Origin of the sequence: Actinoplanes sp. KI2, assembly GCF_025630775.1 — a bacterium.
GTDB lineage: Bacteria > Actinomycetota > Actinomycetes > Mycobacteriales > Micromonosporaceae > Actinoplanes.
This window is the reverse complement of sequence record NZ_JAOSZE010000011.1, coordinates 84,988-107,084: the sequence shown is the minus strand read 5'-3', so window position 1 is coordinate 107,084 and position 22,097 is coordinate 84,988. Positions and strand designations below refer to the sequence as shown.

Sequence of the window (22,097 nt, the reverse complement as noted above, 5' to 3'; positions counted from 1 at the left end):
AGAGATTAGGATCCTGGACGTGGGCCACAAGGAAGATCTGCTGGTGGGCGCGAAGAAGGCGTTGCTCCAGAAGGGATACGCCCGGACGACCGCGCGCGACATCGTCGCCCTGTCCGGCACGAACCTGGGCTCGATCGGCTACCACTACGGCTCGACCGAGGCGCTGATGACCGCCGCGATGCTCAGCGCCATGGAGGACTGGGGCGACAAGATCACCCTCGCGCTGACCGCGCCGGGCGAGGCGGACGAGGACCAGCTGATCGGCTTCTGGCGACGGGTGATCGGCTCGATCAAACAGGACCGGGCGCTGTGGATGGCCAGCATCGAGGTGGCCATCCAGGCCGAGCACAACCCGGGACTGCGCGAGCAGCTCGCCGAGGGCATCGAGCAGGGCCGGCGCGGCATGGCCTCGCTGATCACCGGCGTGCCCGAGGATCAGCTCGACGACGAGACCGTGCGCACCCTCGGCGCGGTGCAGATGGCGCTGATGTCCGGCATCCTCACCCAGTGGTTCACCGACCCGCAGAACGCGCCGGGCCCCGAGCAGATCGTCGCCGGGATCAGAGCGCTGGCGGCTCGGACCACGCCTTCGCCAGCATGACCCTGGTGTCGGTCAGCACCTGAGGCAGCACCTTGGTGCGGGCGATCACCGAGATGAAGTTCGCGTCGCCGCCCCACCGCGGCACCACGTGCTGGTGCAGGTGAGCGGCGATGCCGGCGCCGGCCACGCCGCCCTGGTTCATCCCCAGGTTGAAGCCGTGCGGGCTGCTCACCGCCCGCATCACCCGCATCGCCGTGCGGGTGAACTCGGCCAGCTCGACCGTCTCCTCGGCGGTGAGGTCGGTGTAGTCGGCGACGTGCCGGTACGGGCAGATCAGCAGGTGCCCCGGGTTGTACGGATACCGGTTGAGCACCGCGTAGACCAGCTCGCCGCGGGCCACCACCAGGCTCTCCGGCTCGGGCCGGTCGGGCGCCAGGCAGAACGGGCAGCCGGCCGGCTCGGCATAGCCGCCGGGCGGTGCCACCTCGCCGGTCAGGTAGGCCATCCGGTGCGGCGCCCAGAGCCGCTCCAGGCCGTCGGGGTCGCCGCTGTCCGTCACACAAAGCAGCCTATGCCAAGGCGGCGGCGAGCTCTCGTCACCCGACCGCGGCCAATCCACCGCGCAAGCCCGACCGCTGCCTCTCCACCGCGCAAGCCCGACCGCGGCCAATCCACCGCGCAAGCCCGACCGCGGCCTCTCCACCGCGCAAGCCCGACCGCGGCCTACGCCAGGGCGGCGGCGAGCCAGGACGGTAGCGCTTCGCGGGCCGACAGCCAGGCGGCCGGGATGCCGTCCATCCCGGTGTGCGCCGCGACGATCCCGCCGGCGATCGCGCAGGTCGTGTCCACGTCGCCACCGGCCGCGACGCAGGCCTCGATCGCGGCCGGGAAGTCGTCCAGGAAACGATCGGCCGCCCAGACCGCGAACGGGACCGTGTCGCGCGCCATCGCCTGCGACCCGTTGCCCAGTTCGTACGCCGCCTCCGCCACCGACCGGAACCGGGCCGCCGCGAGCAACCCCTCGCGGACCCGGCCGTCCGGCGTATACGCCGCCACCGCCCGTAACAACCGCGGCCGCTGCCCGTCGAGCCGGCCGGCCGCCGCGAGCGCCGCGGCCACCGCGACCGCCACCCCGCCGGCGATCCCCTCGGCGTGCGCGTGTGTCACCTCCGCCGCCCGCGCGCCCTGCGCCGCCGCGTGCGCGAGCGAGTCGGCGTGCCAGGCGCCCAGCGGCGCGGCCCGCATCGCCGCCCCGTTGCCCAGCGACCCGGCCCCGTCGAACGCCGCCGCGGCCGCGACCGGCCAGGGCAGCCCCTCGCGGATGGCCCGCAGCAGGACGACCGCGCCCGGGCCGTAGCCCCGATACGGATCGTGATGGCGCCCGAGCAGATCCGCGAACGCGTCCCGGTCGAGATCGCCCTCGTCGAGCACCGCGACCAGGCAGCACGCCTGTTCGGTGTCGTCGGTCCACTCCCACGGCGCGGGCGGCAGGTCAGCGAAGTCGATGCGGCGGACGAAGTGTTGCGCGCCCAGGGCATCGCCAACACTCAGACCGGCCAGGCTCTCCAGGGCCAGGGCCAGTCGCGTACCGGGGAAAAGCGTGAATGACATCGGCACATCGGATGGTATTCCACTACGGAACGTGATCGAAGGGTATCCCTGAATCACCGGTTAGGCTCGGCTAGCCGTTGGCAGTACGGTCTCTGCATGGCCACGGTGTTGCTCGTCGAGGACGATCACGTCGTGCGCGGCGCCATGCTCCGATCACTCACCGATCGGGGCCACGCCGTGCACGCGGTCGGCACGGCGCTGGACGCGCTGCGCCGGGTCGCCGCCGAGACACCCGACCTCGTGGTGCTCGACCTGGGCCTGCCCGATCTGGACGGTTCGGACGCGTTGCGCATGCTTCGCGGCATCACCGACGTCCCGATCATCATCGCCACCGCGCGTGACGACGAGCAGACCGTCGTGCGGCTGCTGCGGGCCGGCGCCGACGACTACATGGTCAAGCCGTTCACCGGTGCCCACCTCGACGCGCGGATCACCACCGTGCTGCGCCGGGTGGGCCGCGCCAGCCGCATCGCCCAGCCGGCCGTGCACGAGGTCGGCGAGCTGCGGGTGGACGTGGGCGAGCGCAGTGCCAGCCTGGCCGAGCAGCCACTGGCCCTGACCCGCAAGGAATTCGATCTACTGGCATATTTGGCAGCACGCCCGGGCCGCGTGGTCTCCCGTCGTGAGCTGTTGGAGGAGGTATGGCGACAGCCATCGGTCGGCGAGGACCAAACGATCGACGTCCATCTGTATTGGCTCCGTCGGAAACTGGGCGAGTCCGCGGCGAAACCTCGCTACCTGCGCACCGTGCGGGGGGTCGGATTCCGGTTGGTGGCGCCGGACTGAGGTCCCGGCTGGCGGCGATGAGCGCCGTCACCACCACTGTCGCCGCGCTCGCCTTCCTCGTCCCGCTCGGCTGGGAGCTGCGCTCCGACCACCGCGATCAGGTGATGTCGGCGGCGCAGCGGCGCAGCGCGATGATCGCGGGCGCGATCGCCGCGGGCGCCGACAAGAAGGGCCTGGCCGCGGCCGTCGCCGCGGCCGGCGGCCAGGCGGTGGTCCATCCCCCGGGCGACGGCACGCCGGGCCGGGTGGACGCGGCGCAGGTGCGGCGGGCGGTCGCCGGCGGCGCGATCCGCGAGGTGGGCGTCTCCGACGGTCTCGTACGCCTGGAGCCGGTCACCGTGTCCGGGAAGACGTCGGTGGTCGAGGTGTTCGTCCCGGCCCGCGACCTCGAGGGCGACACCACCCGCAACTGGCTGCTGCTGCTCGGCATCGCGCTGGGGCTGGTCGGCGGCTCGGTCTTCGTGGTCGACCGGCTGGCCCGGGGCGCGGTCGACTCGGCCCGCAACCTGGTGAAGGCGGCGCTCGCGGTCGGCGACGGCGACCTCGGCGTGCGCATCCAGCCCTCCGGCCCGCGGGAGCTGGCCGAGGCCGGGTACGCGTTCAACCGGATGGCCGACCGGCTGGTCACCACCCGCACCGACGAGCGGGAGCTGGTCGCCGATCTGTCGCACCGGCTGCGCACCCCGCTGACCGCGCTGCGGCTGGACGCCGAGGCGCTCGACCCGGACGACACCCAGGTCGGCATGTTCGACCAGGAGGAGCTGGACCGCCGGCGCGGCATCCGGCGCATCCGGCAGGCGATCGTGACGCTGGAGGGCGAGGTCAACCAGCTGATCAACACCACCCGTCAGGCCGTCGCCGCCCAGGTGGCCGAGGCGCCCGAGGAGGGCATGTCGGACGCCAGCGAGGTGGTCCGCGAGCGGATGACCTTCTGGTCGGCGCTGGCCGGCGACCAGAACCGGCAGTACCGAGTGATCGGCGCTCATCTCCGTATTCCGGTGCCGGTGGCCCGCGCGGAACTGGCTGCCGCACTCGATGCCGTTTTGGGTAATGTGTTCCGCTATACCCCGCAGGGTACGGCGTTCGAAGTGGGCATCTCCCGGCGTGACGGCTGGGTGGCGCTGCGTGTCGACGATGCGGGGCCCGGTATCCCCGACCCGGAGAAGGCGATGCAACGTGGCCAGAGCAACCAGGGCTCGACCGGACTCGGACTCGACATCGCCCGCCGCGCGGCGCAGGCCGCGGGCGGCTCGGTGAGCCTCGACCGCGCCGCGATGGGCGGCGCCAGCGTGGTCATGCTCCTCGCCGACGCCGAGGCCACGCCCAAGCAGGCCAGCCGTTTCGGGCTGGTCGGCCGGCTCGCCCGGGAGCGGACGAACCGGCCCGGCAAGGCCGAGTGAGCGGGCCCCGAACGGTGCAACAGTTGCTTAGATCTGGATTAAAGAGGTTCCGCCGGTTCCTCGGGGCTGGCAGGGTTCCCTTCGATCCCATCCGGCTTCCCGGTTCGGAGCCCGCATATCGTCCCCGCGTAACGAACCGGCGAAGCTCATACGCGGTGCGAGGCGGTCACCCCAAAACCGCCTCTCATCGCGCCCCCGCCAGGCAAGGAGAGGATTTGTCCACCCACCGCCGGCCGGTCGTCGCGCCGAGCGCGCATCGCCGGGTGGAGAGCACGCCGACGCCGAGTCGCCCGTGGACGCATCGGCTGCTGCCGCTCGGCCTCGGCCTCGCCGTGCTCGGCGTGGGCGGCGTCGTCGGTCCCAGCGTGGTGGAGCAGGTCTCCGGCGGGTCGCAACAGCTGGAGCTGACCGCACTGCCGAAGGACGACCCCGGCCAGGGCCTGATCTACGACGGGCTCGCGGCGGCCAAAGCCGGCGCGATCTGCGCGGGCGCGTACCAGCTGAACGACGAGACCTGCACGCACGGCCCCGAGCCGGCGCCAGCCGGTCTCGCGGTGCACCGCGGCGTGACCCCGGTGACGGCGAAGGCGCCCGAGCCGGTGCAGCCGACCCTGGAGTCCGGCACCGTGCCGACCGATGCCGAGATCGCCCGGGACGAGGGCGGCAGCGCGCTGACCGCGGACGCGCCGGCACTCATCCCGGACGCCGCACCCGGTGACGCCGACTTCGTCATGGGCACCCAGGGCGTGGCCTGCGAGGCCGACGGGCGGGACGGCAAGCGCGTCCAGGTGCTCTACCTGCACGAGTTCGGCACCCCGTCGCGGTACACCGACTTCCTCGGCTCGATCCGCACCTGGGCCGGAGGCGCCGATCAGATCTTCGACGAGAGCGCCGGCGAGACCGGCGGGTCGCGGCACATCCGCTTCGTCACCACCCCGCAGTGCCGGGTCGACGTCGACGAGGTGCAGGTGCCGCCGGATGCGCTGGACACCTTCGCCAAGAGCGTGCAGGCGCTGCAGACGCTCGGCTACAACCGCACCGACCGCAAGTACCTGATGTTCGCCGACAAGAGCGTCTACTGCGGCATCGCCACCTACATCGCCGACACCCGGGCCGGGCTGGGCAACCGCAACAACGGCGGCCCCTCGTACGGACGGGTCGACTCGGGCTGCTGGAGCTCGGTGATGGCGGCCCGGGAACTGACCCAGACACTGGGCGCGGTGCTGATCGACTCGCCGAACGCCAGCGGCGCGGGCGGCTGCCTCGACGAGTACGACCTGCTCTGCGAGCCGGACCGGTCCGGCAAGCCGTTGCGTGCCGTCTGCCCGAAGAAGCACGCGAACCGCCTCGACTGCGGCCACGACGACTACTTCAACACCAACCCGAAGCCGGGCAGCTACCTCGCGACGAAATGGAACATCGCGACCAGCGAGTTCCTGCTGCGCGGCGACGGCGGCGACGACATCCCGGACGTACCGGGCGCGGTCCAGCCCACCCCCACGCCCAGCACGCCCGCCTCGCCCGGCGACGCCGCCTCGGTCGCGGCGAGCGCATCCGCCTCGGCCGGTGCGCCGTCTGCCGGCTCGAGCGGCACCGGCCCGGGCAACGGGAACGGCAATGGGAACGGCAACGCCAACGGCAACGGGAACGCCGGCGACAACGGCGCCGGCCCGCCGGACGGCACCACCCCGTCGACCGAGCCGGCCGGACACCCGGCCAAGCCGGTCGTGACCACGCCGCTGCAGGCCCAGGCGGTGCAGGCGGTGCTCGAGATCCGCGACGCGACCAGCAGCTCGGTGCACCTGACCTGGAGCGCCGCCTCGGACACGGCCACCTACGAGGTCTGGGTCGGCAACTCGCCGATCGCCACCACCAAGGCGACCAGGGCCCGGCTCATCGGCCTCAAGCCGGACGCGACCTACCAGGTGATCATCAAGTCGGGCAGCAAGTACACGGCGAAGGCCACCGCGGAGACCGCCCCGGCCGCCCGCCCCGCCCAGAACAGCTGGTTCACCCTCACCAACGCGCTGACCGGCGGGGCCGCCGACCTGTACGCGGCCCGCACCGCCATCGACACGCCGCTGACGCTCGCCGAGAACGACGGCAACGCCCAGCAGCAGTGGCAGCTGGTGCCGTCCGGCAGCGGCGCGTACTCCCTGGTCTCGCGGGCCACCGGCAAGTGTGTGGTGCCGCTGGACGGCAATCCGGTCGCCGGGGCGCCCCTGGTGCAGGGCGACTGCGGCACCGACGACGGGGCCCGGTGGCAGTTGCAGGCCTCGCCGTTCGGATTCACTCTGCGCACCACGGTCGGCGACCTGGTCGTCGGCGTAGGACAGCAACGCTTCGGCGCGCACCGGGTGCTGGTGCTCCAGAACGGCAACGGTCAGCGCCACCAGAGCTGGACGGCGGTACCCGACTAGCGGAGGCCAACCCCCATGCCCGACACCATGACCAAGCCCTTGGCCGAGCCCGAGGAGGGCCCGGCCCGGTTCAACAAGCGGCGCCTGGTGCGCTGGATAGCGATCCTCACCATCGGCATCATCCTGGTGCTGGCGGTGTGGCAGGAGCCCCTTTACGCCCGCTTCTGAGCGTTGCTCCCGGAGGCGTAGGCGTCGATCTCGGCGATCAGGGCTTGCCGGCCGGCCAGGTCGAGGAAGCTCTGCTCGACCGCGGCGACGGCCAGCCCGGCCACCCCCGCCTCGTCGAGGCCGAGCAGGCGGGCGGCGACGGCGTACTCCTCCTCGAGCGTGGTGCCGAACATCGGCGGGTCGTCCGAGTTGATGCTGACGCGTACGCCCGCGCGGACCAGCGCGGCCAGCGGGTGCTCGTCGATCGCGGTGACCGCCCGGGTGCGCACGTTGGACGTCGGCGAGATCTCCAGCGGGATCCGGTGTTCGGCCAGGTACGCCATCAGCTCCGGGTCCTGCGCCGCGGTGATGCCGTGCCCGATCCGCTCGGCCCCGAGGTCGCGGATGGCCGACCAGATCGTCTCCGGCCCGGTGGTCTCGCCGGCGTGCGGCACGCTGTGCAGCCCGGCCGCCCGTGCCTGGTCGAAGAACGGCTTGAACTGCGGCCGCGGCACCCCGACCTCCGGCCCGCCGAGTCCGAAGCTGATCAGTCCGTCCGGCTGGTCCTCCAGCGCGATCCGCAGCGTCTCCTCGGCCGCGGGCAGCCCGGCCTCGCCCGGGATGTCGAAGCACCAGCGCAGCTCGATGCCGAAGTCGGCCCGGGCGCCGCGGCGGGCGTCCTCGATCGCCTCGCAGAACGCCTTCGCCGCGATCCCCCGCTTCACGCTGGAGTACGGCGTGACGGTCAGCTCGGCGTACCGGACCTGCTGGCGGGCCAGCTCGCGGGCGACCTCGTAGGTGAGCGTCCGCACGTCCTCGTCGTCGCGGATCAGGTCGACCACGGTCAGGTAGACCTCGATGAAGTGCGCGAAGTCCTTGAACGCGAAGTAGTCGGCGAGCGCGGCCGGGTCGGCCGGCACCGGCGACCGCCCCTCGTGCCGGGCGGCCAGCTCGGCCACGATCCGCGGCGAGGCCGAGCCGACGTGGTGGACGTGCAGCTCGGCCTTCGGCAGCCCGGCGATGAACGAGGTCAGGTCGGTCACCAGCGCATCCTTTTCCTTCAGGCCGCGGTCCGGGCCACCACGAAGACGCGGCGGAACGGGAACGCGACGTGCCCGTGTGCCGCCGGGTAGGCGGCGGCCAGCTCCCGCCCCAGATCGGCGCGGAACGACTCCCATGCATTCTCGTCCAGGGCGGCCTTGACGGGCCGCAACGCCGTGCCCTCCATCCAGCGAAGAACGGGGTGTCCCTCGCCACTGTCCGGCAGCAGGTGCAGGTAGGTCGTCTCCCAGGCGTCGACCCGGGCACCCACGCCCATCAGCAGGCCGGCGTAACCGGACGGGTCGTCGACCGGCGCCTCCCGGGTCACGTGGGCCACGCCGTACCTCTCGGCCACCGCGCGCAGCAGGCGGTGCGAGGGCGCGTCGAAGTTGCCGGGAACCTGCATCGCGAGCCAGGCGCCGGCCGGCAGCTCGACGGCCCAGCGGGCGAGCAGCTCCCGGTGCCCGTCGACCCATTGCAGGGTGGCGTTGGTGACCAGCACGTCGACGTCGGGGCCGGGCTTCCAGTCGCGCACGTCGCCGAGCTGGAACCAGGCCGGGCCGCCGTGCGCGACCGCCTTGTCGATCATCTCGGCGGACGAGTCGACGCCGGTGATCCGCGCCTGCGGCCAGCGCTCGGCCAGGGTCAGGGTGAGCTCGCCGGGGCCGCAGCCGAGGTCGACGACGGCGCGCGGCCGATCACTGTCGATGCGGGCGGTCAGATCGAAGAAGGGACGGGAGCGCTCGGCTCCGAAGCGGCGGTAGACGGTCGGATCCCACATGATCAACCTTTCAAACCGTACGTACGTCTTGCAAGAAGATAGCAGAGAAGGCGATAGGGTCGGCGCGTGGAAAATCGCAGCTTCCTTCGGATGGGGCGGACCGTCGGCGTAATCGGCCTCGGCGCCTGGCAGCTCGGCGCCGACTGGGGTGACGTCAGCGAGGCCGACGCGCACGCCACCCTGCAGGCCGCGGTCGACGCCGGGGTCACCTTCATCGACACCGCCGACGTGTATGGCGACGGCCGCAGCGAGCAGATCATCGGCTCGTTCATCAAGGACAGACCCCAGCTGACGGTGGCCACCAAGATGGGTCGCCGCGAGCCGCAGACGGTCGCGAACTACACGCTGGACAACTTCCGCCGGTGGACCGACCGCTCCCGGGCCAACCTCGGCGTCGAGACGCTCGACCTGGTGCAGTTGCACTGCCCGCCCACGCCGGTCTTCTCCTCCGGCGAGGTCTACGACGCGCTCGACACCCTGGTCGAGGAGAAGCGGATCAGGGCGTACGGGGTGAGCGTCGAGAAGGTCGACGAGGCCCTCGAAGCCATCGCCCGCCCGGGGACCGCGAGCGTGCAGATCATCCTCAACGCGTTCCGGCTCAAGCCGCTCGAGCGGGTGCTGCCGGCCGCCGCCGAGGCCGGGGTCGGCATCATCGCCCGGGTGCCGCTGGCCAGCGGACTGCTCTCCGGCCGGTACGACGAGCACACCACGTTCCCGGCCGACGACCACCGCACCTACAACCGGCACGGCGAGGCGTTCGACGTGGGCGAGACGTTCGCCGGCGTCGACTTCGAGACCGGCCTCGAGGCGGTCCGCCGGCTGCGTCCGCTGGTTCCGGCCGGCGTGCCGATGGCGCAGTTCGCGCTGCGCTGGATCGTCGACCAGCCGGGCGTCACCGTGGTCATCCCGGGCGCCCGCAACGGCGAGCAGGCCCGGGCCAACGCGGCCGCGGCCGGCCTGGCGCCGCTGCCGGCCGAGACGCAGGCGGCGGTCAAGGCCGTCTATGACGAACTCATCCGCCCGGCGGTGCACGACAAATGGTGAACGAACCGGCAAAAACGCCCCAACTCAAGGGCTGGCTGCTGATGACGATCGGCCTTCTCGCGATCGTCGTCGGTGCGCTGTGGACGGTCCAGGGCCTCGGCATTCTTACCGACAGCAAGATGAGTGGTAAACAAACCTGGACATTCATCGGGGCCGGTGTCGCGGCGGTTGGCCTGATCTTGACCGTGATCGGCGAACGTGTCCGATCCCGATCCAAGAGAAAGGTTCAATAAACAAGAAAAGCCCCGCACTCTGCGACGAGAGTGCGGGGCTTTTGTCTCGATCCAAGCCGATCTCCGCCAGGCGATCGGCGTGCCGGTCACGCGGGACCGGCGTGATGTCTCAGAGCGGGCGAACCTGCTCCGCCTGGGGGCCCTTCTGACCCTGCGCGATCTCGAACTCCACCCGCTGGTTCTCTTCCAGACTGCGGTAACCGCTCATCTGGATGGCCGAGAAGTGGACGAACACGTCAGCACCCCCGCCATCGACGGTGATAAAGCCGAAGCCCTTGTCCGCGTTGAACCACTTCACGGTTCCTTGCGCCATGCTCAACTCTCCCTCTGAAAATGCCGGCCCTGCTGAAGCCCGGACCGATGACCGTTTTCGAGCAGCGGCGCCGTGAGGCGGCCCTTTCAGAGGACGTCCCATCCGCCGCCACCCGGCGACACCCACCGACACTCATACCGGTCGGCATCCCCCGGTCTTGGCGGAAGCAGCGAACCACGTACGCAAAAACTGGGCACACTGTACCCGAAAAGCGGCCCGCAAAGCTGCCCCCGACGTAACTCGAATAAACGCCTGCTGATATGGAAAAGGCCCCCCACTTCGCTCTCGCGATGTGGGAGGCCCTTCCATCCAACCGCCCCGCCCGCCACCCTTAGGCGGCCTGAAGGCAGAGCCTCTTGGCGTCTCAGTCAGGCCATTCACCAGTGAGTTTGCGTACTCCGGTGGCGCCGCCCCGATCGACGGCCGCCTTCACGAGTGCGAAGATCGCACCCTGTAGCGCGGCGGCCGCGAGAATCTCCCCCCAGCCACGGTCCTCATCGGTCGCATTCGGCGCATCGTCGTCGCCCGAAACCGCCTTCCAGACCTCCTTGAACGCGTACCCGGCGATCGCGCCGGCCGCCACGCCCAGCAGGATTCCGACCGGCTTGTACGCAATCTTGGACATCAGGCTCAACGCCGCCTCCCTCGCAGTACCAGGATGATCCCGACGACGGCCATGGCGCCGACCGCCACGATCGCGATCGGGACCTGGTTGGCCCGTACCGTCTCGGCCGCCCGCTCCCGCGCGACCTCGACCTGCTCGCGCGCCCGCGCCTTGACGTCGGCCTTGGCCGCGAGGGCCTGCACCGTCTCGCCGAGCTCGGCCCGGGTCTGCTTGATCCCGGCCCGCAGCTCCTCGACGGTCGGCTTCGGCGCCGGCGCCTTCTCGGTCTGCTCACTCATACCCGGCTCCGCTCCTTGGCCGCCCGCACCACTTCGTCCACGTCGAGCTTCACGCTCTCGATCGTGGCCTCGGGCTCGGGCGGGCCTACCTTGGACACCTGATTCTTGCCGAACAGCGCCAGGATCCCGGCGGTCAGGAACAACACCACGGTCCAGATCAGCGCGGCCAGCCAGAGCGGCAGGAACAGATCGAAAACGATGATCAGCGTGGCGATCGTGGCACCCACGCCGTAGAAGACGAAGACACCGGCACCGCTGAACAGCCCGATCCCGATGCCGGCGTGCTTGCCCTTCTCGGCCAGCTCGGCCTTGGCCAGCGCGATCTCATCCTTGACCAGACGCGAGATCTGCTCGCTCGCGGTCTGCACGAGCTCGGCGGTCGACTGCTCGGCGACCGGCCGCACCACCTTGCCGTTCAGGACGTCGGCCATCGTGTCCCCCTTTCCCCTACCCAGGGTTTATGCCCTGATCAACTGAACGTCAATCCCGTTGGGGAAAATGCGGCAAAACACTCTGCCGTACGGTATGTGGGGCCTTACACCTTGCGGTAGCGCGCCTGCGCGAAGCAGTAGATGCCGAACGCGGCAATGCCCAGACCGATCAGCGCCAGCAGCCACACGCCCCACGGGTGCCCGGCGAGGGTCTTCAGCGCGGCATCGAGTCCCCGGGCCTTGTCGGGGTTGAACGTGACGGCCGCGGTGACCACCAAGACCCCGGCGATCGCGTACGCGACGCCCTTCGCCATGTAGCCCAGCATGCCCAGCCGAGTCGTGGACTTGCGGACCGAGGCGGCCATCTGCTGCGTGTTGAGGTGCCGGAGGAACTTCTTCTTCAGCCCGTACACGAAGATGCCGACACCGACGCCGAGCACCACGAGGCCGACGAACCCGACCAGCCAGCGGCCGCCGGAGTGCGCCATGATCGTGGCCGACTTGCTCTGCTGGTTCTGCGCCATCGACGCGTTCGCGCCGTTCAGGATCTTGAACGCGTAGAACGCCAGCCAGAGGTAGAGGATCGCGCGGACACCGGAGACGACCCGCTCGGCGACCGCCGTCTTGTTGCGGGGTCCGCTCTCGCCGATCACCGCCTCGAAGGCCTGCCAGATCGCGAGTCCGATCATGCCGACCGCGATCAGGACCAGCAGCACCTTGCCGGCGCCGTTGCCGGCCAGGGTCTTCAGCGCGCCCGACTGGTCGCTCTCCTGGCCGGAGCCGCGGAAGGCGACCTGGAAGGCGATCCAGGCGAACAGCAGGTGGATGATGCCGTAGCCGACGAACCCGGCACGGGCCACGTACTCCAGCGGCTTGCTGTCAGCCGCGCGGGAAGCGGTGTATTTGACTTGGGAGGTCGCCGTGGACATGCCTCCTCATTGACCGGCGCAGACGCCCGGCAAACATGCGCGCCCTAAAGTGGGGAGGTGCGCGACTACGAGGTGCGGGACAACACCGACAATCATCGCTTCGAGCTGCTGGTCGACGGCGAGCCCGCCGGGATGGCCATGTACCGCCACCGCGGCGAGGACATCGTCGTGGTCACCCACACCGAGGTGAAGCCGGCCTTCCGCGGGCAGGGCATCGGCAACGAGCTGGCGCAGCGGACGCTGGAGCTGATCCGCGTCCGCGGCCAGAAGGTCGTGCCGGTCTGCCCGTTCTTCGCCCGCTACCTCGAGGAACACCCCGAGTACGACGACGTCGTCGTCTCCTAGGCGCCAACCACGGATCGCGCCAACCACAGATCGCGCCAACCACAGATCCCGCCAACCACAGATCCCGCCAACCACAGATCCCGCCCTCCCAAGGGGGCAGCCCCCGCTGGACATTGTCGTCGAGCAACGGCGATGTTGCGCGAGCGGCTGTGGATAACCCGGGTCAGTGGAAAACGCTGAGCGCTCGGCCGGATGTGCTACGCCGCGAGCGGCGCGGGCACCGGGCTGCCTGCGATCAATTCCGCCGCCGCCAGGCCGCACGCCCGGGTCGCGCCGTGGGTGGCGATGTGCACGCCACCCAGCACGGTGACCGGCACGCCCATCTCCACCACGATCGCGTCCGGCCGTGCCTCGAGCACCCGGGCCAGCGCCGTTGCCAGCCACGGGTGCCGGTGCACGTCCCGGGCGACCAGCACGAGGGCGCGGCCCTCCGCGCCGGCCAGCACCGGGGCCGCCGGGTCGGCGAGTCCCTCGAGGTCGTCGGCGGTGAGCCGGACCGAGGTGGTGCCGGGGAGCAGGTCGTCCAGGGGGGCACCCACGCCCCAGGGGGTCTCGGCGCCGATCGCGATGTTGCGCGGCGGCGCGAACTCGACGACGTGTGCGGGCCGGCTGATCGGCAGGGCGGCGGCGCCCTCGGAGTAGGTCACCTTCACCGCGCGCCGCGCCGCCTCGAACCCCACGGCGGAGCCGCTCACCGCCGCGCGGCCGGTTGCCGAGCCGCTCGCGGCCGCGCCGTTGGCTGCCGAGCCGTTGGCTACCGCGCCGGTCGCCCCCGCGCCGTTGGTTACCGCGCCGTTCGCCGCCGCACCGTTGGCTACCGCGCCGTTCGCCGCCGCGCCGTTGGCTACCGCGCCGTTCGCCGCCGCGCCGTTGGACAGCGGGGCGGTCGGCGGCGGGACCGCGGCGAGGTCGGCGATCGGGCGGGCCGCGTTCGCGATCGCCCGCGCGCCGGTGCGGGTCTGCGCCCGGGTCGACCAGGCGCCCAGGTCGCGGACCCGGGCGGCCGCCTCGGCCAGGCGCTCCTCGCTCAGGTCGCCGCCGCGGACGGCGGCGACGATCGCGTCGCGCAGCAGGATCGCGGTCTGCTCGTCGGCGTGGTCGCCACCCACGCAGATCGCGTCCACACCGGCGGCCAGCGCGCGCACGGTCGCGCCGGCCAGCCCGTACTTCCGGCGTACGCCCTGCATCTCGATGCCGTCGGTGACGATCAGGCCGTCGAAGCCCAGCTCCTCGCGGAGCAGCCCGGTCATGATCGACCGGCTCAGGGTGGCGGGCAGGGTGGTGTCGTAGGCGGGAACCAGCAGGTGCCCGGTCATCACCGCGCGGACGCCGGCCCGGATCGCGGCGCGAAAGGGCAGCAGCTCGCAGGCGTCCAGCGCGGCCCGGTCCCGATCGATCAGCGGGACGTCGTGGTGCGAGTCGACGCTGGTGTCGCCGTGCCCGGGGAAGTGCTTGGCACAGGCGGCGACGCCGGCCTCCTGCAGGCCCCGGACGAAGGCCGCCGAGTGGCGCGCGACCAGGTGCGGCTCGGCCCCGAACGCCCGTACGCCGATGACCGGGTTGTCGGGGTTGCTGTTGACGTCGGTGTCCGGGGCGTAGTCCAGGGTGATGCCCGCCGCCGCCAGTTCGGCACCCAGGTCGCGGGCCACCGCCTCGGTCAGCTCCGGTTCGTCGATCGCGCCCAGCGCCAGGTTGCCCGGGCGGGAGCTGCCGTGCCGCGACTCGAAGCGGGTGACGTCGCCAGCCTCCTCGTCGATCGCGACGATCACGTCCGGTCGCTCGGCGCGCAGCTGGGCGGTGAGGGCGGCCACCTGGGCGGGCGACTCGACGTTGCGGGCGAACAGGGCGACGCCGCCGAGCCCGTCGGCCAGCCATCGGCGTACCCAGTCCGGCGCGGTCGTGCCGATGAAGCCTGGCTGGAGCACCGTCGCGGCCAGCTCCGGCAGATCGTGGTTGGGCATGGGCCCCCGTACCTCCGGTGACGTTTTTCGTGCGCTCATGGGAGCGTGCCCCCGTTGTGCCGACCTATGGTCACACCCGGCGGCCGATTCAGTCAACAAACTTTCCTATTAACTGGTCGTCGATACCATGCGTTCGTGCCGTACACCATCGCCGCGACCTCCGGTGTCGACTGGTCGCAGATCCATGCCGTACGCCTGCTCGGGGTGGCCCTCGCCGTGCTGTTCCTGCTGTGGGCGATCCGCCGGATGTTCGGCGGAAAGAAATAGCTGTTTGTCTGTCCCGCTCGTGGGGCATCATGGCCGCGCCATGAAGCTCTCCATGTATGGATCACGCCTGCGCAGGGTCGCCCGCCGCCACTTCGGGTGGCCCTCGCTGCGCCCGGGCCAGTTCCGTCCGATGCGCGCGGTGCTGCGCCGCCGGGATGCGCTGGTCATCCTGCCGACCGGGGCCGGCAAGTCGGCCATCTACCAGGTGCCGGCGGTGCTGCTGCCGGGGCCGACGATCGTGATCTCGCCGCTGCTCGCGCTGCAGCAGGACCAGATCGCGCAGCTCAACGAGCGCGGCGACCCCCGGCTGCGGGCCGTGCGGGTGAGCTCGGCCGAGACGCCCAAGCAGCAGCGGGCGGCGATCGAGGAGATCCGGTCCGGACGGGGCGAGTTCCTGTTCATCACGCCCGAGCAGCTGAGCGACCCGGACCGGCTGGCCGAGATCAAGGCGCTCAAGCCCGGGCTGGTCGCCGTGGACGAGGCGCACTGCATCTCGGCGTGGGGGCACGACTTCCGGCCGGACTACCTGGCGCTAGGCGACATGATCAAGGAGATGGGCCGGCCGCCCGTGCTCGCCTTGACCGCGACGGCCTCGCCGCCGGTGCGCGAGGACATCGTCGCGCGGCTCGGGCTGCGCAAGCCGGAGGTGCACGTCTCCGGGCTGGACCGGCCCAACCTGTTCCTCGAGGCGGCCTACTGCCCCGACGAGGCGTACCGCTGGCGGCGGCTCACCACGCTGATCGATTCGCTGGAACGACCCGGGATCATCTACGTCGCGACCCGGCGGGCGGCCGAGGAGCTGTCCGAGCGGCTGGTGTCGGCCGGGTACAACGCGTCGTACTACCACGGCGGGTTGGCCGGCGGCCCGCGCGAGCAGCGGCAGGAGGCGTTCGCCGCGGACAAGGTGGACATCATGGTGGCCACCTCGGCGTTCGGCATGGGCATCGACAAGGCCAACATCCGGTGGGTGGCGCACGTGGCCCTGCCGGACTCGCCGGACAGCTACTTCCAGGAGATCGGCCGGTCCGGGCGGGACGGCCGGCCGGCGCACGCGATGCTGCTCTGGCGGGCCGAGGACGAGGCGATCCAGCGCTTCTTCACCGGCGGCGCGCCGGACGAGACCGAGCTGCGGGACCTGGCCGCGGCGCTGCGCGCGGGGCCGGCCACCAAGACGGCGCTGAAGGACCGGACCGGGCTCGGGCCGCGCAAGCTCGGGGCGTACCTCAACCTGCTGGAACTGGTCGGCGCCGCGGTGCCCGGCGCCAAGAACAGGATGACGGTTCCGCTCTTCGCGCCGCTTCCGGCCGCGGCGGCCAAGGCCGCACTTCGGGAGTACGAGCGGCAGCAGGTGGTCGACCGCTCCCGGACCGACATGATGCGGGGCTTCGCGGAGACCCGGGGGTGCCGCAGTCAGGTGCTGCTCGCGTACTTCGGCGAGAAGGCGACGAAGCGGTGCGGCCACTGCGACAACTGCGTCACCGGCGTGGCCGAGCGGCGACCGGCGGCGAGCGAGCCGTTCGCGGTGCACAGCACGGTACGGCACCTCGAGTGGGGCACCGGCATGGTGATGGGCTACGCCGAGGATCGGATGACCGTGCTCTTCGACGACGTCGGGTACAAGACGCTGTCGGTGCCGGTGGTCCTGGAGAACGAGCTGCTGACCCGGACGGGATGAACCGGGCGGAAGGCGGCGCCGACCGGCGTCACCGGCCGCCGCGAGCTGCGTCGTGGCGACGGCGCTGGGGCTCTCCGGCGGCGGTCGTCGTCACTCGTCGATCACGATGATGTCGTGCGGCTCCCGGCGCGGCGACAGGGGCGGGGGCTCGCCCGACGCGGCGTAGCCAAGCCGGACGATCAGGTAGGGCTCGCCGTCGCCGGGGACGAGCCGGCGCAGCAGCTGCCGCGGCCAGGCGACCTCGACCGCCTCGCTGATCGGCGCCGCCGCGACGCCCTCGGTCGTCGCGCCCAGCAGCAGGGCCGACATCCCCTCGCCGCCGCGCAACAGATCCACCGGACGATCCCCGTTGCCGAAGAGGATCGCGTACGTCGCACCCTCGTCCTCGCCGGCGCCGGCCAGCAACCCCGGCGACCCGCTCGGCAGGAAATTGCGCACCGGCACCCGGCGGAGGCCGGGCGCGACCGCGGTCGACGGCGGTACCCCGTCGCCGGTCCAGGCCGGCCGATGCGTCCACCGGGTGAGCTCGCTGCGGAAGGCGGGGTCGAAATACTCCACATCGGCCGCCTGGTCCACGGCCACGGCGAGCTCAGGTACCCGCTCGTCGGGCACCTCGTGCAGGTGAGCGCCCTCCGCCTCGACCAGCCGCCCGAGCCGGGCCAGCGTCGCCCGCGGCACCCGGCGCTCGCCGAACGCCCGGCGATCGGTACGCCGCCGGCTGATCGCGGCCGCAAGGCTGACCGCGTGCGGATCGAGCGGCGCCGTCCCGGTGACGCGGATCCGGGCCAGCAGGTCGGGACGCCGCTCGTCGGGCAGCCGCACCACCTCGGCGCTGCGGCCCTGCGCCGCCAGGGTCACCCGGGCGTGGTGCAGCGCGCCGCCACAGCTGAGCAGCAGCAGACGACCCTCCGCATCGGTCACCCCGAGCCGCCGCGCCGGATCGGCGAACAGGTCGAGCGTCTCGGCGGTGATGTGCCACTTCCACGGCTGGGTGTTGAAGACCGACGGCGCCCGCAGCGAGGCCCGCGCGGCCGACTCCAGGGCGGCGCGCGCCTCGGCGCGCAGGACGTCGTTACCGGTGGCGTTCATCGCGGTTGCCTCCCGACTGTCGTGATAGTTCACCGTTACCGCCGGTGGCCGGCCGCGGCAGGGCCATCCGACCCGGAATCGCGGGCCGCACGGCCCTCCGCGTCACCCGCGCGGGCCGCACGGCCCTCCGCGTCACCCGCGCGGGCCGCACGGCCGTCTACGCGCGGCGGGGTCAGCTCGCCAGATCCGCACCGTGCTCGCGGTCGATCGGCGGGCGCGGGCCCTGTGCCGGGCGGCGGCGGATGCGGCGCAGGCGGGAGCGGAGACGGTCCTGCATCAGGTCGGTGGCCTCCTGAAGGGTCGCGCCGACCGCATGCACGTGCACCCCGACCCCGTTGACGTCGACGTGGGCGTCGACCCGGTCGCCCGGGGCGGCGGCGTCGAGCGTCAGCGAGGTGCGCAGAACCGGGCCCTGAGCGTGGTGCAGCGCCGCGCGAAGCTTGTCGACGGCGTACTCGGTGGCCTCCGGCTTGACGTTGCCGTGGGTGTGCACCTGCGGACCGATGGCGGGCTCGTTGCGATCCATGACGCCTCCTCGAGGGTCCGGCCCGGCCCGGACGAACCAGGCACACCCCGATGATCATCCGAGCGACCGGACGCGGCCAGGGACTTAAGGCCCGTCCTGATAGTTTGCGTTGCGCCGGTCGTGGCCGGTGATCTTCCACGAGGTCGGGGTAGTAGAGAGCCGTCTAACGCCGAGATGTGAGGACGATGTCGTGAGCGACGAACCGTTGTACTCGAAGCTGGGCTTCACCGACACCGAGTGGGGGCTGCTGGTCGGCCTCCCGCAGTCGGTGCTGACGGCGGCCAGCGCCGCCACCCCGGACAGCGCCCGCAAGACCCGGGCCGAGAACGAGGCCGGCCGCGACGAGATCTCGGACGCGCGCGTCTCGCCGAGCCCGCTGGTCGCGGCCGTCGCCGGGGCGCTGCTGTCCGAGGTGGGCGATCCCGAGCTGGGCGAGGAGGCGCCGGTGATCGAGCCGGGCGACCCCATCGGGTACGCCCAGGACGTGCTCCAGCGCGCCACCGAGGCGAACGCCCTGCTCGCCGCGAAGGCCGAGCAGGCCGACGCGGAGACCTACAAGCACTGGCTCATCGAGATCGCCGAGAGTGTGGTGGGCGCCGCGTCGACCGGTGGCGTGCTGGGCATCGGCGCCGAGCAGGTCACCGACTCCGAGCGCGAGTTCCGCGACGAACTGGCCAAGGCCCTCGCCGACTGAGAGCCGACGGAAAGCCGACGGACTGCCGTCGGAGACCGCTCAGGTGGTCGGGCGGCGGAGACCGCTCAGGTGGTCGGGCGGCGGGGACCGCGGAGCACGGCCAGGGTGCGGGCCGCCGCGGCGACGATGGCGGCCGTGGCGAGGGCGGTCAGGACGTCGGCCGCCAGCGGGCCCGCCAGCGGATCGATGCCGGCGGCGGACTCGATCACCGACAGGGCGCACAGCGTCGCGTAGCCGGCCACGGCCAGGGCGACCGTGTGCAGCCGGGACCGCTCCGGCAGCGGGGTGCGGGCCAGCAGCCAGGCCAGCAACGGCAGGGCCAGCACCCCGTGCATGGGCACGAAGTGGGCCGGTTTCCACTGGGCGCCCACCGCGTAGGCGGCCGTCTGGTCACCCCGGTACACGTCCAGGACCGCGGTGACGACCATGACCGCGCCGACCAGCAGGGCCACGTCCAGGGCCAGCAGGCCGGCGCGCAGGGCCAGGCGCATCGACGGCGGCACCGTGGGCATCGGGCGCCAGGACGCGACGGTCAGCGCGACGATCACCAGGATCAGGACGCCGCCGCCGGCGGCCAGCACCCGGGAGATCGCCGTGTCGAGGCCGGTCTCCATGTTGAAGTGCGACGGGACGCGGCGCCACGCCTGGAGGGTGATCAGGGCGACCTCGGTGACGCAGGCCGCGGCGAAGACGCCCAGCAGCAGCCGGCGGCCCCGCTCGCGCAGCGGAAGGTACGAGCCGACCCAGGCGATCGTGATCAGGGTCAGGCCGAAGGAGAAGCCGAACGTGGCCGGCTTGCGCCAGGAGACCGGCCCCGTCCAGGTGTCGCCGGAGGCGACCAGCACGGCGGCGTGGAACAGACCGCCGGCGATCAGCACCGCACCGATCAGATAGCAGGCCCGCTCGATGGCCCGCACGCCGCCGGGGCGCGACCCCGGCGTCCCCCGCACGCCGGAGCGCGTCGAGCCGTCCGGAGCCCCGACAACGGCTGCATTGGTCACCATGGGAACGATCCTTCCGGAGCCGTGCCGGGAGCGCGTCGGCCGGTGGGCGTACTCGGGTCTACGTCGCTGGTATGACGTTCGGGCTCATTCTCGGCGCAGCAGACCCTGCTCGAAGGCCGCGGCGACGGCCGCCGCGCGGTCGCGGACGCCCAGTTTCGCGTACGCGTGCAGGAGGTGGGTCTTGACCGTCGCCTCGCTGATGAACAGCAGCGAGGCCGCCTCCCGGTTGCTGTTTCCCCGGGCGATGAGCGTGAGCACCTCGATCTCGCGCGCGCTCAGCGGCTCCTTGGCCGGCGAGCGCAGCGTGCCCATGAGCCGACCGGCCACGGCCGGGGACAGCACCGACTCGCCGCGGTGCGCCGCGGTGACCGCCCGGAACAGCTCCTCGCGCGGTGTGTCCTTGAGCAGGTAGCCGGTCGCCCCCGCCTTGATCGCCGGCAGCACGTCGCGGTCGGTGTCGTACGTGGTCAGCACCAGCACCCGAGCCGTCGACCCCTGGTCGCGCAGCGCCCGGATCGCGGTGACCCCGTCCATCTCGGGCATGCGCAGGTCCATCAGCACCACGTCCGGCGACGTCGACCGCGCCACCGCGAGGGCCTCGAGACCGTTCCCGGCCTCGCCCAGCACCGCGAACCGGTCGTCCCCGGCGAACATGCCCCGCAGCCCGTCCCGCACCACCGGATGGTCGTCGACGATCAGCAGCCCGATCACGCCGCCGCCAAACCGAGCGCCGGCACGCAGGCCGACACCGCCGTGCCATTGCCCGGCTCGGACTCGACCGACAGCGTCCCGGCGATCCGCAGCACCCGCTCCCGCATGGCCGCGAGCCCGTAGGACGACTCCTTGACCGGCACCGACGGGTCGAACCCGGCGCCGTCGTCCCGGACGTCCAGCGTGACCACGTCCTCCATGTACGACAGGGTCAGGAAGACCCGGTCGGCGCCGGCATGCCGGGACACGTTGGCGAGGGCTTCCTGAGCCGTACGCAACAGGGTCGTCTCGATCTCCGGAAGCAGGGGGCGCGGCGCACCCGTCGTGATCAGCGAGGCCCGGACGTCGTGCCGGCCGGACCAGGTCGACACCACCTCGTCCAGCGCCTCGGGGAGGGCCGACGAGTCGAGCGGCTGCGGCCGCAGCGCCTGCACCGACCGCCGCGCCTCGGTCAGGCTCTCCCGGGCCAGCTTCTTCGCCGTCTCGATGTGCCGCACCCACTCCCCGGACGACGCCGCCTCCAGCTGGGTCACGATCCCGGTCAGGCCCTGGGCGAGCACGTCGTGGATCTCCCCCGCCATCCGCTGCCGCTCGTCGTGCACCCCGGCCTCGCGGGCCTGCACCAGCAACTGGGCGTGCAGACCCGCGTTCTCGGTGAGGGCCGCCTCGAGCTTCGCGTTCGCCTCGGCCAGCTGGCGGATCATCTCGGCGCGCTTGGCGGTCTGCTCGTCGTTCATCGTGGCCAGCATCGTCATCGAGCCGGCGATCGTGATGTTGAAGAGCAGCAGGATCGCGAAGTAGCCCCACGAACCCCGATGCGCCATCGCGGGGAATCCGCCGGCCTGGGAGAGGGCGGTGGCCACCGCCACCGAGGTGGCGCCGGCCAGCCGGGTCAGGCGGCCGTGCAGGGCGTACGCCACGAACAGGTAGCCGGTCCAGGCGTAGAACCCGAATATCGGACTGCACCAGATCAGCAGGTAGATCAGCGCGACGAGCCCGACGAAGAAGACCGTCATCCGGCGCCGGTCGCGCTCCCACTCGGGGTGCCACGTCGTCCACCAGAACATCCACGCCGCGGTGAACAGCACCGACCCGCCCACGATCGGATAGGGCTGGTGCGGCACGTCGGCGGCGGTGCCGATCGGAACGATGAGCGTCGAGCAGAGAAGAGCGCCGTACGGCACCCAGGTCAGCCACCGGTCGAGCCGCCGCCGCGACGTCTCCAGCGGGCCGACCACCGACATG

The 22,097-nt window shown here is 71.9% G+C and carries 26 protein-coding genes; 11 read left to right on the top strand and 15 right to left on the bottom strand.

What is annotated here, in order from left to right; translation table 11 throughout:
* The first annotated feature begins 19 nt into the window (after positions 1 to 19).
* Positions 20 to 601, top strand: a complete 582-nt coding sequence (locus tag ODJ79_RS13720) for a TetR/AcrR family transcriptional regulator (RefSeq protein ID WP_263023793.1) — start codon at positions 20 to 22, stop codon at positions 599 to 601.
* Here the strand turns inward: ODJ79_RS13720 and ODJ79_RS13715 are convergent.
* Both ODJ79_RS13715 and ODJ79_RS13710 read right to left on the bottom strand, forming a co-directional pair.
* Complete coding sequence (locus ODJ79_RS13715) at positions 561 to 1,046, bottom strand: HIT family protein (RefSeq protein WP_263023887.1); 486 nt, start codon at positions 1,044 to 1,046, stop codon at positions 561 to 563. The genes ODJ79_RS13720 and ODJ79_RS13715 overlap by 41 nt on opposite strands.
* A gap of 218 nt (positions 1,047 to 1,264) precedes the next feature.
* Entirely contained in the window at positions 1,265 to 2,152 is an 888-nt protein-coding gene (locus ODJ79_RS13710) for an ADP-ribosylglycohydrolase family protein (protein WP_263023792.1), read from the bottom strand.
* A gap of 96 nt (positions 2,153 to 2,248) precedes the next feature.
* On the opposite strand from ODJ79_RS13710, the gene ODJ79_RS13705 reads away from it, so the two are divergent.
* The 4 genes from ODJ79_RS13705 to ODJ79_RS13690 all read left to right on the top strand — a co-directional run bounded on the left by ODJ79_RS13705 (position 2,249) and on the right by ODJ79_RS13690 (position 6,926).
* Positions 2,249 to 2,938 carry a response regulator transcription factor gene (locus ODJ79_RS13705; RefSeq protein WP_263023791.1) on the top strand — a complete coding sequence of 230 codons (690 nt, stop codon included), beginning with the start codon at positions 2,249 to 2,251 and terminating at the stop codon, positions 2,936 to 2,938.
* Positions 2,939 to 2,955: 17 nt separating this feature from the next.
* On the top strand, positions 2,956 to 4,338 hold the full coding sequence (locus ODJ79_RS13700) for a sensor histidine kinase (RefSeq protein ID WP_263023790.1): 1,383 nt from the start codon (positions 2,956 to 2,958) through the stop codon (positions 4,336 to 4,338).
* A 215-nt stretch (positions 4,339 to 4,553) separates the two neighbouring features.
* The gene (locus tag ODJ79_RS13695) at positions 4,554 to 6,758 is read left to right on the top strand and encodes an RICIN domain-containing protein (protein ID WP_263023789.1); all 2,205 of its coding nucleotides are present in this window, start codon (positions 4,554 to 4,556) and stop codon (positions 6,756 to 6,758) included.
* Between the two features lie 27 nt (positions 6,759 to 6,785).
* Positions 6,786 to 6,926: a hypothetical protein gene (locus ODJ79_RS13690; RefSeq protein WP_263023788.1), complete on the top strand. Its 141-nt coding sequence runs from the start codon at positions 6,786 to 6,788 to the stop codon at positions 6,924 to 6,926.
* Here the strand turns inward: ODJ79_RS13690 and ODJ79_RS13685 are convergent.
* Both ODJ79_RS13685 and ODJ79_RS13680 read right to left on the bottom strand, forming a co-directional pair.
* Positions 6,911 to 7,948 (bottom strand): adenosine deaminase, encoded by a 1,038-nt coding sequence (locus ODJ79_RS13685; protein ID WP_263023787.1) that lies wholly within the window; start codon positions 7,946 to 7,948, stop codon positions 6,911 to 6,913. The two genes, ODJ79_RS13690 and ODJ79_RS13685, sit on opposite strands and share 16 nt — an antisense overlap.
* A 17-nt stretch (positions 7,949 to 7,965) precedes the next feature.
* The gene (locus ODJ79_RS13680) at positions 7,966 to 8,727 is read right to left on the bottom strand and encodes a trans-aconitate 2-methyltransferase (protein ID WP_263023786.1); all 762 of its coding nucleotides are present in this window, start codon (positions 8,725 to 8,727) and stop codon (positions 7,966 to 7,968) included.
* Between the two features lie 66 nt (positions 8,728 to 8,793).
* Here ODJ79_RS13680 and ODJ79_RS13675 point away from each other — a divergent pair, with 66 nt between their 5' ends.
* Both ODJ79_RS13675 and ODJ79_RS13670 read left to right on the top strand, forming a co-directional pair.
* Positions 8,794 to 9,771: an aldo/keto reductase gene (locus tag ODJ79_RS13675; RefSeq protein WP_263023785.1), complete on the top strand. Its 978-nt coding sequence runs from the start codon at positions 8,794 to 8,796 to the stop codon at positions 9,769 to 9,771.
* Positions 9,765 to 10,004, top strand: coding sequence for a hypothetical protein (locus ODJ79_RS13670; protein WP_263023784.1), 240 nt, complete (start codon positions 9,765 to 9,767; stop codon positions 10,002 to 10,004). Before ODJ79_RS13675 ends, ODJ79_RS13670 begins: the two co-directional genes overlap by 7 nt.
* 109 nt (positions 10,005 to 10,113) lie before the next feature.
* Here ODJ79_RS13670 and ODJ79_RS13665 read toward each other — a convergent pair whose 3' ends face one another.
* The 5 genes from ODJ79_RS13665 to ODJ79_RS13645 form a co-directional block, all read right to left on the bottom strand.
* A complete protein-coding gene (locus tag ODJ79_RS13665; RefSeq protein ID WP_030440218.1) occupies positions 10,114 to 10,317 on the bottom strand; it encodes a cold-shock protein in 204 nt (67 codons plus the stop codon).
* 364 nt (positions 10,318 to 10,681) lie between these two features.
* Positions 10,682 to 10,942 (bottom strand): DUF4235 domain-containing protein, encoded by a 261-nt coding sequence (locus ODJ79_RS13660; protein ID WP_263023886.1) that lies wholly within the window; start codon positions 10,940 to 10,942, stop codon positions 10,682 to 10,684.
* A gap of 5 nt (positions 10,943 to 10,947) precedes the next feature.
* On the bottom strand, positions 10,948 to 11,220 hold the full coding sequence (locus ODJ79_RS13655) for a DUF3618 domain-containing protein (protein ID WP_263023783.1): 273 nt from the start codon (positions 11,218 to 11,220) through the stop codon (positions 10,948 to 10,950).
* The gene (locus tag ODJ79_RS13650) at positions 11,217 to 11,651 is read right to left on the bottom strand and encodes a phage holin family protein (protein WP_263023782.1); all 435 of its coding nucleotides are present in this window, start codon (positions 11,649 to 11,651) and stop codon (positions 11,217 to 11,219) included. Before ODJ79_RS13650 ends, ODJ79_RS13655 begins: the two co-directional genes overlap by 4 nt.
* 104 nt (positions 11,652 to 11,755) lie before the next feature.
* Positions 11,756 to 12,580, bottom strand: coding sequence for a DUF1206 domain-containing protein (locus ODJ79_RS13645; RefSeq protein WP_263023781.1), 825 nt, complete (start codon positions 12,578 to 12,580; stop codon positions 11,756 to 11,758).
* 57 nt (positions 12,581 to 12,637) lie between these two features.
* On the opposite strand from ODJ79_RS13645, the gene ODJ79_RS13640 reads away from it, so the two are divergent.
* Positions 12,638 to 12,925, top strand: coding sequence for a GNAT family N-acetyltransferase (locus ODJ79_RS13640; protein WP_263023780.1), 288 nt, complete (start codon positions 12,638 to 12,640; stop codon positions 12,923 to 12,925).
* 197 nt (positions 12,926 to 13,122) lie between these two features.
* On the opposite strand, the gene ODJ79_RS13635 is transcribed toward ODJ79_RS13640, so the two are convergent.
* Positions 13,123 to 14,886 carry a glycoside hydrolase family 3 protein gene (locus ODJ79_RS13635; RefSeq protein WP_263023779.1) on the bottom strand — a complete coding sequence of 588 codons (1,764 nt, stop codon included), beginning with the start codon at positions 14,884 to 14,886 and terminating at the stop codon, positions 13,123 to 13,125.
* 135 nt (positions 14,887 to 15,021) lie between these two features.
* Here ODJ79_RS13635 and ODJ79_RS13630 point away from each other — a divergent pair, with 135 nt between their 5' ends.
* Together ODJ79_RS13630 and ODJ79_RS13625 are read left to right on the top strand one after the other, a co-directional pair.
* Entirely contained in the window at positions 15,022 to 15,153 is a 132-nt protein-coding gene (locus ODJ79_RS13630) for a hypothetical protein (RefSeq protein WP_263023778.1), read from the top strand.
* Between the two features lie 40 nt (positions 15,154 to 15,193).
* The gene (locus ODJ79_RS13625) at positions 15,194 to 16,828 is read left to right on the top strand and encodes a RecQ family ATP-dependent DNA helicase (RefSeq protein ID WP_263023777.1); all 1,635 of its coding nucleotides are present in this window, start codon (positions 15,194 to 15,196) and stop codon (positions 16,826 to 16,828) included.
* A 90-nt stretch (positions 16,829 to 16,918) separates the two neighbouring features.
* On the opposite strand, the gene ODJ79_RS13620 is transcribed toward ODJ79_RS13625, so the two are convergent.
* Together ODJ79_RS13620 and ODJ79_RS13615 are read right to left on the bottom strand one after the other, a co-directional pair.
* The gene (locus tag ODJ79_RS13620; protein ID WP_263023776.1) at positions 16,919 to 17,917 is read right to left on the bottom strand and encodes an Acg family FMN-binding oxidoreductase; all 999 of its coding nucleotides are present in this window, start codon (positions 17,915 to 17,917) and stop codon (positions 16,919 to 16,921) included.
* A 172-nt stretch (positions 17,918 to 18,089) separates the two neighbouring features.
* Positions 18,090 to 18,443: an HPF/RaiA family ribosome-associated protein gene (locus ODJ79_RS13615; protein WP_263023775.1), complete on the bottom strand. Its 354-nt coding sequence runs from the start codon at positions 18,441 to 18,443 to the stop codon at positions 18,090 to 18,092.
* Between the two features lie 190 nt (positions 18,444 to 18,633).
* Here ODJ79_RS13615 and ODJ79_RS13610 point away from each other — a divergent pair, with 190 nt between their 5' ends.
* Positions 18,634 to 19,137 (top strand): hypothetical protein, encoded by a 504-nt coding sequence (locus ODJ79_RS13610; RefSeq protein WP_263023774.1) that lies wholly within the window; start codon positions 18,634 to 18,636, stop codon positions 19,135 to 19,137.
* Positions 19,138 to 19,202: 65 nt separating this feature from the next.
* On the opposite strand, the gene ODJ79_RS13605 is transcribed toward ODJ79_RS13610, so the two are convergent.
* The 3 genes from ODJ79_RS13605 to ODJ79_RS13595 form a co-directional block, all read right to left on the bottom strand.
* Positions 19,203 to 20,141 (bottom strand): hypothetical protein, encoded by a 939-nt coding sequence (locus ODJ79_RS13605; protein WP_263023773.1) that lies wholly within the window; start codon positions 20,139 to 20,141, stop codon positions 19,203 to 19,205.
* Between the two features lie 84 nt (positions 20,142 to 20,225).
* Complete coding sequence (locus ODJ79_RS13600) at positions 20,226 to 20,852, bottom strand: response regulator (protein ID WP_263023772.1); 627 nt, start codon at positions 20,850 to 20,852, stop codon at positions 20,226 to 20,228.
* The gene (locus ODJ79_RS13595; protein WP_263023885.1) at positions 20,849 to 22,096 is read right to left on the bottom strand and encodes a sensor histidine kinase; all 1,248 of its coding nucleotides are present in this window, start codon (positions 22,094 to 22,096) and stop codon (positions 20,849 to 20,851) included. Before ODJ79_RS13595 ends, ODJ79_RS13600 begins: the two co-directional genes overlap by 4 nt.
* Position 22,097 lies beyond the last annotated feature (1 nt).